Here is a 14,334-nt window from a genome sequence, read left to right as displayed (position 1 = left end):
CCTCACACGGTCGTGGCGGTGGGCTCCGGTGCGGTGCGGGCGTCTTCGGCGGCCCGCGGGACGGTGTCCTTCCTGCTGCGCAGGGCGATGGCGGCGGCGATCGGGGAGAGCAGCGCGATCCCCGCGCAGAGCAGCCAGGTGCCGGTCGTGCCGAGATGCAGCGAGACCGGTGTGAACAGGGCCAGCGACAGGGGCGCGGCACCGATGCCGGAGAGGGCGAAGGTGGACATGGCGGCCCCCATCCGACCGTCGGGGACGGCCTGTTGGTAGGCGGTGACCAGCGCGGGCCCGTTGAGGCCGGAGAGGAGTCCGACGGCCGCGGCGGTCGCGGCGAGGACGCCCGGTGACGGGACGAGGGCCATGGCGGCCATGCCGGCGGCGAGACCGGCACCGGTGGCGACCAGCTTGACGTGCGCCGGGATGCGGTGGGCGAGCGCGGCCCCCACGGCGGCGGACGCGAGCGCCCCGGCGCTGAACGCGGCGAGCACGAGGGCGACGGCTCCGATCCCCCAGCCCTCTTCGGACGCGCGCAGGGGCAGGGCGACCTCGGCCGGCCAGAGGAACGCGAGGTCCATGGCGAGGGAGGCGACGAACATCCACCGCAGTCGCGGGTGCGCGGCGAGGAGCCGGAAGCCGTCCCCCGAGCGGCGGGCGAGGGAGGGCCCGCGTCCGGTGCGCTCCGGGCGCGCCATTTTGTGGGTGACATGTGCGGCGCAGCCGAGCCAGAGCGCACAGCCGACGGCCGCGGCGGTCATCGCGACGGGGAGGCCGCCCGCCACCACCAGCCAGGCGCCGAGGGGCGAACCGGCGATCGGGGCGAGGCGCAGGACCATCGAGAACAGGGAGTTGGCGCGGCCGAGTTGGTCCGGCGGTGCCAGCAGGGGCAGGAGGACGCCGGAGGCGGGACCGGTGAGGCCGAGCAGGATGCCGTCGACGAGGGCGATGGCGACGAGCGGCCACAGCGTCTCGGTGGTGGCGACGACCAGCGCGCCTGCCGCCAGCACGGCGACGCGCACGCTGGTGGCGCGCAGCAGGACCGCGCGGGGGCCGAGCACGTCCGTGAGAGCGCCGCCGAAGAGCAGGAGCAGGGCGCGCGGAAGGGTGGCCGCGAGGGTCACCGCGGTCACGGCGCCCCGGCCGCCGAGCTGGACCGCCGTCCAGCTCATGGCGATCAGCAGGGCGAAGCTGCCCGCCTGGACGGCGGCCTGGCCGACGACGAGGCTGCTGACGCGCGGCCAGTCGACGCCGGACTCGGAGCCGCCCGGTGTGCCGGCGGCGGGGTTCGATCCCATGGGTTCGGCTTTCTGTGCTCGGTGGACGGGGTGTGGTGCGGCGCCTGCGCCGCGGCGCGGCGCGCGGACCGGGAACGGTTGGTGCGGGGCCGGGAGCGGCCGGTGGGGTGAGGGTCGGGGCGTCGGGGGGCGGGGGCGGGGGCCGGGAGGGTGGGACGGCGCGTTCGGCGGGGCGTCGGAGGGCGGGGCCGGAAGGCAGGGGCCCTTGGGCCGGGGGTCGGGAGGCACGGGAAGCCGGAGGTCGGAAGGCGGGTTGGTCGGAAGGCCGGAGGTCGGGGGCCGGAAGGCGGGTCGGTCGGTTCGTCGGGGGCGGCGGGGGCCGTGGTGCGGTGCTGCGGCTGTGCGGTGCGTGGTGGTGGTCGGTGGGTCGGTGGGGTCGGCGGCCCGGGGCCGTGGCGTCAGTGGCCGGGGATGCGGACGCGGGCGTCTCCCCGTTCGCCGCGCAGCGTGGCGGCCACCGCGAGGGCCACCGCCCGGTGGGCGGCGCGGCGCACCGCGCGTTCGGTGGCGCGGCGGCCCGGAGCGGGCCGGTCGCAGGGGCGCCCCGGGGACGCGGCCGGGACCCGGGGGGTGCGCAGCTCGACGCGCCCCCCGAGATAGCCGCGTCCGGCGTCGGCGAGGGCCCGCTGTGCGGCCCGGCGGACGGCGGCGGCGAGGCCGTCGCCGACCGCCGCCCCGGCCTCGTGGGCCGTCACGGTGATCTCGGGGATCTCCCGGACCCGGAAGCGGGCGTGCACGGCGCCGCCGGTGCGCGGGCGGCGGTGGGCGCTCACGCGACGCCCCCGGCCGGCCGTGCGGCGTCCCGGGGTGCGGCGTCGGCCGTCGGGTGCGCGGGGGCGGCGGGGCCGTCGGGCCACCACAGGTCCTCGGGGCCGAGCGCTCCGGCGGCGTACTTGCCGAGTGCGCTGACGAGCAGGCGCAGTTCGAGGGCGAGGGCGTCGGCGAGGCGTTCCAGCCCGTGGTCGGGGTCCTCGTCGACCGCGACGAGCGCGGCCCGGCCGAGACCCACCGCGCGGGCGCCGAGCGCGAGCGCGCGCAGGGCCCGGCCGCCCTCCCACATGCCCCCGCCGGCCAGCAGGCATCCGTCCGGGCTGCCGATGCGGCGCAGGCACTCGGCGAGCGGCAGGCCGACCTGGTCGAGGAAGACGCCGGGTGCCCATCCGGTGCCGCCTTCGGCCCCGTCGACGGTGACGGCGTCGGCCCCGGCGGCCCAGGCCGTGCGGGCGGCCCGGTCGACATCCCGCCCGGGGTGGAACTTCACCCAGGTGCGCGCCTTGGGGAAGTTGTTGCGCATGAAGCGGAGCTGCTGGCGCAGGATCTCGTCGGTGAACGTGCCGGGGGTGGCGCAGCGCAGCCGGTGGCCGCTGTCCTCGCCGAAGACGTCGGCGACGGTGAAGCGGCGGGCCAGCTGTTCGGCCTCGGCCCGGCCGACGACGGTCATGCCGCCGAGGCCGGGTTTGGCTCCCTGGCCGGTCTTCAGCTCGAAGGCGAGGCGTCCGGACTCCAGCAGCGGGCGGAAGGCCGGGTCGCTGTAGAGGAGGTTCCACACCTCCGAGTCGGCGTCCTCGGTGGACTGCTGGACGACGATCCCGCCGAAGCCGTCGGGGACCTCCTCCAGGTAGCTCTCGACGCGGGCGCGGAGCACCGAGCGCACCGCGTCGCCGGAGCGGCGGTAGCCGTGGACGGGCACCATGTTCTCGCCGATGACCATGGGGATGCCGAGGCGGGCGGCCTGGCGGGCGGCGTGCACGGCGAGGTCGCCGCTGCCGGCCCGGGTGGAGCCGAACGCGGAGAGGTAGAGCGGGAGCCGGGCGGTGAAGCCGCCGACCCCGGTGGTGAGGTCGACGTCGGAGAACTCCGGCTCGCGGGCGAGGTCGATGAGCTTCTCGAGGCGTTCGGGCATGAAGACCGGCGGCACGATCCGGGCCCGGTCGAGTGCGTCGGCCGCGGTGGCCGCCGTGGGTCCGTAGAGGCGGGTGCCGTATCCGGCGGGGTCGGGGAAGACGGCGGCGGTGCCGCCGCGGGCCCGGGCCCGGACCGCGTCCTCGGGGAAGCCGGGAGCGCTGAGGGAGGTCACGGGGCCACCACCCCGGGGAGCTTCGGGTAGGCGGAGACCTGCCAGAGGGCGTCGAGGCCGGTCAGGAAGCGCACCAGGCGCTGGAGGCCCATGCCGAAGCCCGCGCTGGCGGGGATGCCGTCGCGTGCCTCCTTGAGGTACCACGCGTACTTGGCCGGGTTCTCGCCGCTCTCCCGCATGCGGGTCACGATGGTGGCGTAGTCGGCCTCGCGCTCGCTGCCGGAGACGAGCTCGCCGAATCCGTGCGGGGCGATGAGGTCGAAGTTGCGCAGCACACCGGGGTTGTCGGGGTCCTCGCGGTCGTAGAAGCCGCGGGAGCCCTTGGGGTAGTCGTCGACGAAGAAGGCGCGGTCGGTCTCCAGCGAGAGGAGCCGTTCGCCGGCCCAGTCGATCTCGCCGTCGGGGTTCTGCGGGTGACCGGCGGCGACGAGGCGGGCGACGGCCTCGGCGTGGGTGTGGACGTCGTACTTGCCCGCGCGGATGTCCGCGAAGTCGGCCTCGTCGCGGCCGAGTCCGGTGAGGACGTCGGGGACGGCGGTCCACACGTGCTCGGTGACGTGGGTGAGGAGGCCGGCCGCGATCTCCTGGGCGTCCTCGCGGCTCGCACCGGCGATCTCCACGTCGATCTGGTGGAACTCGACCAGGTGGCGGCCGGTGCCGGCGGTCTCCTCCGGCTCCACGCGGACGTTGGGGGCGATGTAGAACAGCCGGGGGAAGCCGTGGAGGGACGCCTGCTTGTAGAGGATGGCGCTGGTCATCAGCTTGTACGGGTGGCCGTAGTAGTCGACGTCGAGGGCCTTGGCGCCGCGCCCGCCGGGGTCGGTGACGGGGCCGACCAGCGGGGGCAGCAGCTCGGTGAACGCCTGGCCGCGCAGATAGTCGCGGGCCGCCTGCAGGACCTCCTGCTGGACGGTCATGGCGGCGCGCAGCCGGGGCGAGCGCAGGTGTTCGCCGAGCGGGGGCGGCGTGGCCGGCGCGGTGGTGGGCTGGGGCTGGTCCATGGCGGGGCTCCTGTTCGGGACGGGCGGGTGGCCGACCGGGCGGGTGGGGCGGCGGGACGGACGGGACGGACGGTGGGGCGAGGCGCCGCCGGGACCGGGGAGGCGGGGCGCACCGGCCCGGGACGGCGGACGATCAGACGGTGAGCGGGGCGACAACCGGCCGTTCGCGGCGGCCGCCGCCCTCGTCCTCCCCCGGGGCATCGTCGTCCCCGGGAAGGTCGTAGCGGCCTGCGACGTGCCACAGAGCGGCGATCAGGCCCGAGGAGGTGAGGGGTGCCGCGCCGGCCGCGGGATCGGCGCGGATCGGCATCGCGCCGGTGCGCGCCCAGCGGAGGCGTCCACCCGGGTCGATGAAGCCGAGCGAACGGCCCGCGTTGTCGGGATGGAGGCAGAAGGGCACGTCGAGCAGCCCTCGGGCGAAGGCTTCGTTCAGCGCGCGGGAGAGGTCCGGGTGGAGACCGAGGACGGTCTCGACGAGGGTGCGGGCCTCCTGGTAGACCTCCCCGTCGGGGTCGGCCGCGAGGGGTTCCGGAGGTCCGGCGAGGGCCGCCGCCGCGGCGGCGGTCTCCAGGGCGCGGACATTCTCCTCGACGGTGGGGATGCGGTGGGCCTCGGCCGCGGTCTTGACGATGAGACGGCCCGCGCCGGAGCGGATCGCGAGCCGTGCGGAGGCCTCCAGCAGGCGGGTCGCGCCGCGCTCGGTGTGGGGGAAGACGCCCATGTACGTGTAGAGCACGACGTGGTGGTCCACCCCCGCGGGCAGGAACTCTCCGGCCAGCCGGTGCAGGGCGCGCAGCGCCTCCTCGTCCTGCACGGCATCGGTCTGCTGGGCGTAGCTGAGGGAGACGCTGCGCAGCCCGTGCCGGGCGAAGAAGACGCATTCCAGGACGCTCATCGCCACCAGCAGTCCGGGCGGGCACAGTTGGCCGAGCAGGCAGCCGCCGAAGCTCTCCAGATGGGGAACGGCTCCGGGCCGGGCGCCCTCGGCGAGGAGCTCGCAGGCGCGTTCCCACGCCGCGACCGAGTCGCGCAGCGGGGTCCGGCCGTAGGGCAGGCAGTAGGAGACGGGGCCGCCCTCGGTGGCGTCGAGGCCGGCGGCGGCGAGGGCGCGGATGATGGCATCGGGCCGGGCGGAACCGTGCCGGACCTGCACGGGGAAGTCGGCGCCGTACAGGCCGTCGAGGACCTCGCGGGTGGTGTCCGGGGAGTGGGTGGCGATCGGGTAGCCGTTGAGGCCGGTGCCCTCTCGGACCGCCGCGAGTGCGCCGGCCAGGTCGTTGACACGGGTGTAGCTGTCGACCGTCAGGGTGCCCGCGGTGCGCGCGGTGGCGGCCTTGGTGCGGCCGAGACCGGCACGCATCCGGTCCGGGTCGCCGAAGCCCATGCGGGGCTGGACGACGAGCCGGCCGGCCGCCGCGGAGGCTGCGACGAATCCGCCGAAGGTCGGGACGTGGGCGGTCAAGCCGGCACCTCCCTGCGGGCACGGGCGGCGAGGAATCCGCGCAGGGCGTCCAGGTCCTCGCCGAGGACGGCGTCGCAGCCGGCCTCGGTCAGCGCGGTGACCTCGGTCTCCTGGCGGTGGCCGGCGATGCCGAGCTTGCCCCCGAGGACGACGGGGAGTCCGGCGAGCGCGGGTTCGGCGCGCAGCCGGCGGACGGCGGCGAGCCCGTCGCGGTAGCCGTGTCCGTTGACGCTGCTGAGCACCACCATGTCGGGCCGGTGCCCCAGGCACCCCGCGGCGAGCAGCTCGGCGTCGACGCAGGGGCCGAGCCCGACCACCTCGTGCCCCTGCTCCTCGAGGAACAGGCGGAGAAACACGAGATTCCAGGTGTGGGAATCCGACGCGGTTCCGCTCAGGAGAATCTTCATGCCTGAAGAATAGAATTCGCACAGGGCAGGAAGGGGAAGTACGAGCGGCAGCAACGACCGGCACTTTGATCAGCCGGCGAGGCGGCGAAGGGAAAACGGAAAAGGCGCCGCGCCCCGCGTGGATGCGGGGCGCGGCGCCTTTCTTGCGGGCCGTCCGCCGGGGCGGACGGGGTGTCAGGCGTACTGGGCGACGAGGCTGCGCGGGCGGATGTCGGTCCAGTTGACGGTGATGTATTCGAGGGCCTCGGTCCGCGCGCCCGGCCCCCAGACGGCGTTCCAGCCGGCCGGAATGTCGGCGAATTCGGGCCACAGTGCGTGCTGGCCTTCGTCGTTCACGACGACGTGGAAAACACCCTCGGAATTGTCGAACGGGTTGACGGACTCGCTCATGACTGACTCCTCATTTCCTTCTTCTGCAGTGCGGAGATTTTCTCCGAGACGATTCTTCCGATGATTTCGAGTGGTTCCGGTCGGGCCATTTCCAGATGGCCGCATTCCAGGGTCCGGTTCTCTACGGTGCCCTCGGTGAAGGGAATCCAGGTGGCGGCGAGGGCGCCTTCGGGCTCGCCGGGGCGGCGGGCGGTGAAGAACAGCACGTCGGTGTCGGCGACGCGCGGCACATGACGCGACATCAGCTCCGCGTGGGTCCGGGAGGCGCGCAGTACGGCGCGGAGTTCCGGTGCGGAGAATCCGGCCAGCACGGGGTCCTCCCGGCGGGCGCGCTCCATGGCCTCGGCGAGGTCCGCGGCGGGTTCGTGCCGTCCGGGCGGGGCGCTCTCCTCGGGCGGCAGGACCCGGACGCTGCCGGGCCCGGTCTGGTGGACGTCCATCAGGGCCAGGAGTTCCACCTGCTCGCCGGCCTCCCTCAGGCGGACCGCCATGGTGTGGGCGACGAGGCCGCCGAAGGACCAGCCGAGCAGCCGGTAGGGGCCCCAGGGCTGGACCTCGCGGATGCGCTCCAGGTAGGTGTCGGCCATCTCCTCGACGCTGCGCGGCCGGTGGCCGGGGTCGCCGAGGCTGCGGGCCTGGAGGGCGTAGAGCGGCTGGTCCGGGCCGAGGTGGCGGGCGAGGCCGGCGTAGGCCCAGCCGACGCCGGTGCCGGGGTGGACGCAGAACAGCGGGCGGGCGGCGCCGCGCGGGCTGAGCGGCAGCAGCACCCCGAAGGCGGCGGCGCCGGTGTCGTCCTGTGCCCCGAGGAGGCCGGCCGGGGTGGGCGAGCGGAACAGGTCGCGGACGGTGCGTTCGACGCCCAGCACGCGCCGGATGCGGCTGACCAGGCGTACGCCGAGGAGCGAGTGGCCGCCCAGGGTGAAGAAGTTGTCGTCGATGCCGACCCGGGGCACGCCGAGGACCTCGGCGAAGAGGGCGCAGAGCACCTCCTCCCGCGCGTTGCGCGCCGCCCGGCCGCCGGGGGCGGCGGCGGGCCTGTCCGGGGCGGGCAGGGCGGCGCGGTCGGGCTTGCCGTTGACGGTGAGCGGCAGGGCGCCGAGGACCACGACGGCGGCGGGCACCAGGTGTTCGGGCAGGTGGGCGCGGGCCTCGGCGAGGAGTTCGGCCTCGGTCACGGTGTCCTCCGCGCGGGGCACGGCGTAGGCGACGAGGGCCTTGTCGCCGGGCCGGACCTCGCGGACGACGACGAGTGCCTGGCCGACCGCGGGGTGAGCGGCCAGGACGCGCTCGACCTCGCCCGGTTCGATGCGCACGCCGCGCAGTTTGACCTGGCCGTCGGCGCGGCCCAGGAAGCGGAGTTCGCCGTCCGCGGTCCACAGCACCCGGTCGCCGGTGCGGTACATGCGGCTGCCGTCGGCCTCGAAGGGGTCGGGGACGAACCGTTCGGCGGTGAGGCCGGGGCGGCCGAGGTAGCCGCGGGCGACGTGGGCGCCGGCGATGTAGAGCTCGCCGGGGACGCCCGGTGGCACCGGGCGCAGGGCCGCGTCGAGGACGTGGCTGCGGGTGTTGTCCATCGGCCGGCCGAGGTGGAGGCCCGCGCCGCGCAGGGTGCGCTCGCCGGTGGTGAACCACTGGTTGTGGGAGGCGAACGTGGTCTCGGTCGGGCCGTAGGAGTGGACGAGGACGGTGTCGGGGCAGTGGGTGAGGACGCGCTGCACGGCGGCCGGGGAGGCGACGTCGCCGCCGGTCCACACCTCGCGCAGCAGCCGCAGTGTGTCCAGCCCCTCGTCGGCCATGACGTGGAACAGGCCGACGGTGAAGTAGGCGCAGGTGACGCCGTGTTCGCGGACGGTGCGGGCGGTCTCGGCGAGGTCGGTGCCGTCGCCGCGCATGACGACCAGGCAGCCGCCGCCGAGCAGCGGGACCCAGGTCTCGAAGACGGAGGCGTCGAAGCCGGTGGCCGAGTGGACGAGCATCCGGTGCGGTCCGCCGCGGGCGGTGTCGCCGTCGGCGGCGAGTTCGACGACGTTGCGGTGGGTGACGCCGACGCCCTTGGGCCGTCCGGTGGAGCCGGAGGTGAACATGACGTACATCAGGTCGTCGGGGTGGGCGGGCCGTCCGGCGGGCGCCGGGCCGGCGGCCGCACCGGCGGCCGGGGCGTCGACGAGGAGGGCGGCGGCGCCGGGGGCGTCCGGGGCGTGGGCGGTGTCGGTCGCCACGAGGGCGGCGCCCGCGTCCTCGCACATGAGGGCGATCCGGGCGGCGGGGAGCCGGGGGTCGAGCGGGAGGTAGGCGGCGCCGCACTTGAGGACGGCCAGCGCGGTGGCCACGAGGGGGGCTCCGCGTTCCAGCAGGACCCCGACGGTGTGACCGCGCCGTACGCCCGCGGCGCCGAGCCGGGCGGCGAGCGCGTCGGCGCGGGCGTCGAGCTCCCCGCAGGTGACGGTCCCGTCGTCGGTGACCAGCGCGGGCGCGTCCGGGTCGAGCGCGGCGCGGCGGGCGAACAGCTCGTGCACCGTGCCCTGCCGAGCGACGACGGTGGCGGTGTCGTTGTACTCGCCCGTCAGCCGGAAGGCGTCGGCGGCGGTGAGCAGGGGGACGTCGCCGATCCGTACGCGGGCGTCGTCGGCGGCGGCGCGCAGGGTGCGTTCGAGGTGGGCGGCGAGCAGCGCGGCGGCGGGGGCGTCGAACAGGTCGGCGGCGTACTCCAGTCCGCCGGTGAGCCCGGCGGGGGCGCCGTCGGCGTGCCGCCGGTCGGTGAGGGCGAAGGTGAGGTCGAACTTGGTGGTGGCGGTGGTGAGGAGGCCGGAGTCGTCGTCGCGGAACAGGCCCGGTGCGGTGTCCGCGCCGTGGGCGCCGCGGGTGTAGTCGTGGTGGAGCTGCACGACGATCTGGGCGAGCGGGTGGTGGGCGGTGGTGCGGACCGGGTTGAGGTGTTCGACGACGCGGTCGAAGGGGAGTTCCTGGTGGGCGTAGGCGGCGAGGTCGGTGTCGCGGACACGGCGCAGCAGTTCGGTGAAGGCGGGGTCGCCGGAGGTGTCGGTGCGCAGCACGAGGGTGTTGACGAAGAAGCCGACCATGGGGCCGAGGAGTTCGTCGTCGCGGCCGGCGGTCATGGTGGCGAGCGGCAGGTCGGTGCCGGCGCCGTGCCGGGTGAGGACGGCGGCGAGGGCGGCCTGGAGCACCATGAAGAGCGTGGCGCCGTGGTCGCGGGCGAGGGCCTCCAGCGCCTCGTGGGTGGCGGCGTCGATCGTCAGGGGGGCGTGGCCGCCGCGGTGGCTCGCCTCCGCGGGGCGGGGGCGGGCGGCGGGCAGGTCGATCACGGCGGGGGCTCCGGCGAGCGCGGTCTGCCAGAACTCCCGGTGGGCCTCGGCCTCCGGGCCCTGGAGGGCGTCGTGCTGCCAGAGGGCGTAGTCGGCGTACTGGACCGGGAGCGGGTCGAACGCGGGCGCGCGGCCGGCGGCGCGGGCGCGGTAGGCGGCGGAGAGGTCGGCGAGCAGGGGGCCGGTGGACCAGCCGTCGGCGGCGATGTGGTGCACCAGCAGGACCAGCACCTGCCCGCTGCCGTCGTCGGGTTCGACGAGGGTGGCCCGCAGGGGTGTCTCGCCGGCGAGGTCGAAGACGTGGGCCGACGCCGCGGTGACGGCGGTGGCGAGCTCCTTTGCGGGAACGGTCCGCAGGCCGAGCCGGGGCCGGACCGCGGGCAGGATCTCCTGGTAGGGCTCGCCGTCGGCGTCCCGGTAGCGGGTGCGCAGCACCTCGTGCCGGTCGCAGAGGTCGGCGAGGGCGCCGGCGAGGGCGCCGGCGTCGAGGGGTTCGGCGGGGCGCAGGACGAGCGGGATGTTGTACGAGGCGCTGGGGCCCTCCAGGGTGTCGATGAACCAGAGCCTGCGCTGTGCGCGGGAGAGCGGGATGCGCGCGGGACGGTCGGCGCGCGGGACGGGGCGGGGCCGGGAGGCGGTCGCGGTGTCGTCGGGGTCGCCCGGCCGGGCGGTGTCGGCGATGTGCCGGGCGAGGGCGTCGGGGGTGGGGGCGAGGAGCAGGTCGCGCACCTGGACGGCGGCGCCGAGGCGGGCCCTGATCCGGTTGGCGAGCCGTACGCCGCTCATGGAGTGGCCGCCGATGCCGAAGAAGTTCTCGTGCGGGCCGACCCGGTCGAGGCCGAGGGCTTCGGCGAACATGACGCAGAGGGTGTCGGTGTGGGGGGCGGCGGGCCCGTGGGCGCCGCGGGCGGCGGCCGCCTCGGCCTCGCGGTCCGCGGCGCGCTCGGCGGCCCGGGTGCGCCGGGTGTCCAGGGCGCGGCGGTCGGCGTCGGGCACGAGGTCGGTGTCGCGGACGGGTGCACGGGCGTCGTCGGCGGCGGCGCGCAGGGCGCGTTCGAGGGCGGCGAGCAGGATGCGGGGCACGTCCTCGTCGAGGACGTCGCGGGCGTACTCCAGGGCGAGCCGCAGTCCGGCGGGGGCCCCGTCGCCGCCGCGCAGCTCGGTGCAGGCGGCGGTGAGGTCGAACTTGGTGGTCGCGGGTCCCTCGCCGGCGAAGCGGCCGTCGATGCCGCCGAGGCGGAACGACTCCTCGTCGGCGGTCCCGGTGCGCAGGGTGAGCATGACCTGGAAGAGGGGGTGCAGCCCGGGAGCGCGGGGCGGGCTCAGGTGCTCGACCAGCAGGTCGAACGGGATGCCCTGGTGGGCGAAGGCGGCGAGGTCGGTGTCGCGGACACGGCGCAGCAGCTCGGTGAAGGCGGGGTCGCCGGAGGTGTCGGTGGGCAGGACCAGCGTGTTGACGAAGAAGCCGACGAGGTCGTCGAGGGCTTCGTCCTCGCGGCCGGCGACGGGAGTGCCGAGGGCGACGCGGTCGCCGGCGCCCGCGGCGCGCAGCGCGAGGCCGAGAGCGGCCTGGAGCACCATGAGCACGCTGGCGTCGTGGTCCTCGGCGAGGCGCACCAGGCGGGCGTGGACGTCCGCCGCGAGGTCGGTGGTGACGAGGCCGCCCGTGTGGGTGCGGTCGGCGGGGCGGGACCGGTCGAGGGGCAGGTCGGTCTCCGCGGGGAGGCCGTCGAGGGCGGTGCGCCAGTGGGCGAGGCCGCGGGCGACGACGGACTCGGGGTCCGCCGCGTCTCCGAGGACGTCGTTCTGCCAGAGGGTGTAGTCGGCGTACTGGACCGGGAGCGGATCGAACGCGGGGGCGTGGCCGGCGGCGCGGGCGCGGTAGGCGGCGGAGAGGTCGTTCATCATCGGCCCGAGCGACCAGCCGTCGCCCGCCACGTGGTGGAGCAGTACGGCGAGGGTGGCGCCGCGGCCGTCGTCGGCAATGAACAGGGCTGCCCGCAGCGGGAGTTCGCGGGAGAGGTCGAAGGTCTCGGCGGTGAACCGGGCGACCCGGTCGCGGAGTTCGCCGGCCGGGCACTCGACGGTGCGCAGACGGACGGCGCCGGGGGCGAGCACGTGCTGGTAGGGCGCGTCGTCGGGAGCGGGGAAGACGGTGCGCAGCACCTCGTGGCGTTCGGCGAGGTCGGTGACGGCGGCGGCGAGCGCGGCGCGGTCCGGGACCGCCTCCAGGTCGAGGACGACCGGCATGTTGTAGGCGGCGGAGGGGCCGTCGAGCTGGCCGACGAGCCACAGTCTGCGCTGTGCGTGGGAGAGCGGAACGCGGTCCGGCGCGGGCACCGGCTCCTCGTGGACCACGGGCAGGCGCGGGTCGGCGGTGCGGAGCACCTTGCGGTTGATCTTGCCGGAGGTGGTGCGGGGCAGGGCGACCACGAGCGCGACGGAGGGCACGGCGGCGGCCGGCATGCGGTCCCTGACCCAGTCGCGGAGTTCGTCGGGGGCGGTGCCGCCCTCGGTGACGGTGAAGGCGACGAGGCGCTTCACGCCGTCGGCGTCCTGCTGGGCGACGACGGCGGCCTCGCGGACGGCCGGGTGCCCGGCGAGGACGGAGTCGACGGCGGCGGGGTCGATGCGCTGACCGCCGATCTTCACCTCGTCGTCGAGCCGGCCGTGGTACAGGATCTGGCGGTCCTCGCCGATGGTGACCAGGTCGCCGGTGCGGTAGGCGCGTTCGCCGCCGAGCTCGGTGAACCGGCGGGCGTTCAGTTCGGGGCGGTGCAGGTAGCCGCGGGTCAGTCCGCCGCCGAGGAGCCACAGTTCGCCGCCGACGACGGCGGCGCGGACGCCGGGCAGCGGACGCCCGATGGGTACGGGGCCGGGCTCGTGCCGGGTGAGGTCGGCGACGGTGGCGACGACGGTGGTCTCGGTCGGGCCGTACGCGTTGAGCAGCCGGACGCGCTCGCCGGCGAGCGCGCGCCACTGGGCGATCCGCTCGGGCAGGGCGGCCTCGCCGTAGATGATGACGGTGCGCAGGGTGTCGGGCAGGCGGGCGGAGCCGGTGGCCAGGACGTAGACCAGCTCGTGCCAGTAGGCGGCCGGCAGGTCGAGGAGGGTGACGCCGTGACGGGCGCAGCCGTCGAGGAGTTCGCCGACGTCGAGCATGTCGTCGGTGCGCAGCACGAGGGTGCCGCCGGCGCCGAGGGTGGTGAAGATCTCCTGGATGCTGGCGTCGAAGTGCAGCGGGCTGAACTGGAGCACCCGGGCGTCCGGGCCGATGCCGTAGGCGGGGGTGGCGCCGGCGATGAAGTGGGCGAGGGAGTCGTGGGCGACGACGACGCCGTTGGGGGTGCCGGTGGAGCCGGAGGTGTAGATGACGTAGGCGGCGCCCTCGCCGGCGCCGGGCCCGTCGAGGACCGCCTCGCCGCGGCGGGCGACCTCGGCGGGCGCGGGGGCGGCCGGGCCGCAGGCGTCCTTCAGGATGGCCTCGTTGCGCGCGTCGGGGGCGTTGACGTCGAGCGGCAGGTAGGCGGCGCCCGTGCTCAGCACGGCGAGGAGACCGACGATCGCCTCGACGCCGCGCGGCCGGTGGAGGGCGACGAGCCGTCCGGGACCGGCCCCTTCGGCGGTGAGGGAGGCGGCTCGGGCGCGTACGGCGGCGTCGAGGCCGGCGTAGGTGAGGGAGGTGTCGCCGTGGACGAGGGCGGTGGCGCCGGGCCGCGTCCGCACCTGCCGGCCGATCAGATCCAGTACGGGCGGGGCGGGTTCGGGAGAGGGTCCGCCGTCGAGCAGGTCGTCCGTTCCGCTGGGGGGCATGCCGAGTTCCTCCGGTAAGGGGCCGAGAGACCGGGGCGAACGGTTCCTCTCGCCTCCGTGGCCTCCACGCTAGGTCCGCCCCTCGCGCCCCCGGGGCAGTCCGCCCGGCAGCTCGGAGCGGCAGAACCGCGGCGGGGGCGGCTGCCGGTCGGCGGGGGTGCCCCCGCGGGCGGGGGTGTGCCGCATCGCGGAGGGCGGAGGCGGGGGTGGGGGCGGGGGTGTGCCGCATCGCGGAGGCGGGGGTGGGGGCGGGGGCGGGGCACCCGCACGGAGCCCGGCCACGCGCCGCCGACGACGGCAGCCTCGGGTGCGCCGCGGACGCCCGGCGCGCGCTCGGGGGTCCGGCGGTTCCGCCGGGCGGTGGCCGGATCTCGGCGGCGCATGGCCGACTTACTGGTCTAGACCATCAACGCGGCGGTGGCTAACGTCGCTCCCCGAGGGGGAGCGGGCCGGCCGCTCCGGCGGGAGTCCCATCCCGGCGCCTGCCCCTGCCCCTGCCCGCCGGACGCCCGGACGCCCGACCCCGGGTCCACTCCCTTCCCCCACCGCCCCCACCCGGAAGGACCCAC

The 14,334-nt window shown here is 76.1% G+C and carries 8 protein-coding genes; all 8 read right to left on the bottom strand.

Going from position 1 to position 14,334, the window contains the following annotated elements:
• Positions 1 to 2 precede the first annotated feature (2 nt).
• The 8 genes from IAG43_RS30800 to IAG43_RS30765 all read right to left on the bottom strand — a co-directional run bounded on the left by IAG43_RS30800 (position 3) and on the right by IAG43_RS30765 (position 13,765).
• Positions 3 to 1,292 (bottom strand): MFS transporter, encoded by a 1,290-nt coding sequence (locus IAG43_RS30800; RefSeq protein ID WP_187743937.1) that lies wholly within the window; start codon positions 1,290 to 1,292, stop codon positions 3 to 5.
• A gap of 398 nt (positions 1,293 to 1,690) precedes the next feature.
• Positions 1,691 to 2,065 carry a hypothetical protein gene (locus IAG43_RS30795; RefSeq protein ID WP_246574630.1) on the bottom strand — a complete coding sequence of 125 codons (375 nt, stop codon included), beginning with the start codon at positions 2,063 to 2,065 and terminating at the stop codon, positions 1,691 to 1,693.
• Positions 2,062 to 3,369: a glutamate synthase-related protein gene (locus IAG43_RS30790; protein ID WP_187743935.1), complete on the bottom strand. Its 1,308-nt coding sequence runs from the start codon at positions 3,367 to 3,369 to the stop codon at positions 2,062 to 2,064. The genes IAG43_RS30795 and IAG43_RS30790 overlap by 4 nt, the downstream gene beginning before the upstream one ends.
• Complete coding sequence (locus tag IAG43_RS30785) at positions 3,366 to 4,370, bottom strand: asparagine synthetase A (protein ID WP_187743934.1); 1,005 nt, start codon at positions 4,368 to 4,370, stop codon at positions 3,366 to 3,368. The genes IAG43_RS30790 and IAG43_RS30785 overlap by 4 nt, the downstream gene beginning before the upstream one ends.
• Positions 4,371 to 4,503: 133 nt before the next feature.
• Positions 4,504 to 5,832 (bottom strand): methylaspartate mutase, encoded by a 1,329-nt coding sequence (locus IAG43_RS30780; protein WP_187743933.1) that lies wholly within the window; start codon positions 5,830 to 5,832, stop codon positions 4,504 to 4,506.
• Positions 5,829 to 6,239 carry a cobalamin B12-binding domain-containing protein gene (locus IAG43_RS30775; protein WP_187743932.1) on the bottom strand — a complete coding sequence of 137 codons (411 nt, stop codon included), beginning with the start codon at positions 6,237 to 6,239 and terminating at the stop codon, positions 5,829 to 5,831. Before IAG43_RS30775 ends, IAG43_RS30780 begins: the two co-directional genes overlap by 4 nt.
• 174 nt (positions 6,240 to 6,413) lie before the next feature.
• Positions 6,414 to 6,629 carry an MbtH family protein gene (locus tag IAG43_RS30770; RefSeq protein ID WP_187743931.1) on the bottom strand — a complete coding sequence of 72 codons (216 nt, stop codon included), beginning with the start codon at positions 6,627 to 6,629 and terminating at the stop codon, positions 6,414 to 6,416.
• Positions 6,626 to 13,765, bottom strand: a complete 7,140-nt coding sequence (locus IAG43_RS30765; RefSeq protein WP_187743930.1) for a non-ribosomal peptide synthetase — start codon at positions 13,763 to 13,765, stop codon at positions 6,626 to 6,628. Before IAG43_RS30765 ends, IAG43_RS30770 begins: the two co-directional genes overlap by 4 nt.
• Positions 13,766 to 14,334 lie beyond the last annotated feature (569 nt).

The sequence above is a fragment of the Streptomyces genisteinicus genome (assembly GCF_014489615.1).
GTDB lineage: Bacteria > Actinomycetota > Actinomycetes > Streptomycetales > Streptomycetaceae > Streptomyces > Streptomyces genisteinicus.
This window is presented reverse-complemented; position numbering and strand designations above follow the sequence as displayed.

What these genes read in the sequence shown, in the direction of transcription:
- IAG43_RS30800 (WP_187743937.1), bottom strand. Translation starts at nt 1,292, where the DNA reads ATGGGATCGAACCCCGCCGCCGGCACACCGGGCGGCTCCGAGTCCGGC.
- IAG43_RS30765 (WP_187743930.1), bottom strand. Translation starts at nt 13,765, where the DNA reads ATGCCCCCCAGCGGAACGGACGACCTGCTCGACGGCGGACCCTCTCCC.
- IAG43_RS30770 (WP_187743931.1), bottom strand. Translation starts at nt 6,629, where the DNA reads ATGAGCGAGTCCGTCAACCCGTTCGACAATTCCGAGGGTGTTTTCCAC.
- IAG43_RS30785 (WP_187743934.1), bottom strand. Translation starts at nt 4,370, where the DNA reads ATGGACCAGCCCCAGCCCACCACCGCGCCGGCCACGCCGCCCCCGCTC.
- IAG43_RS30775 (WP_187743932.1), bottom strand. Translation starts at nt 6,239, where the DNA reads ATGAAGATTCTCCTGAGCGGAACCGCGTCGGATTCCCACACCTGGAAT.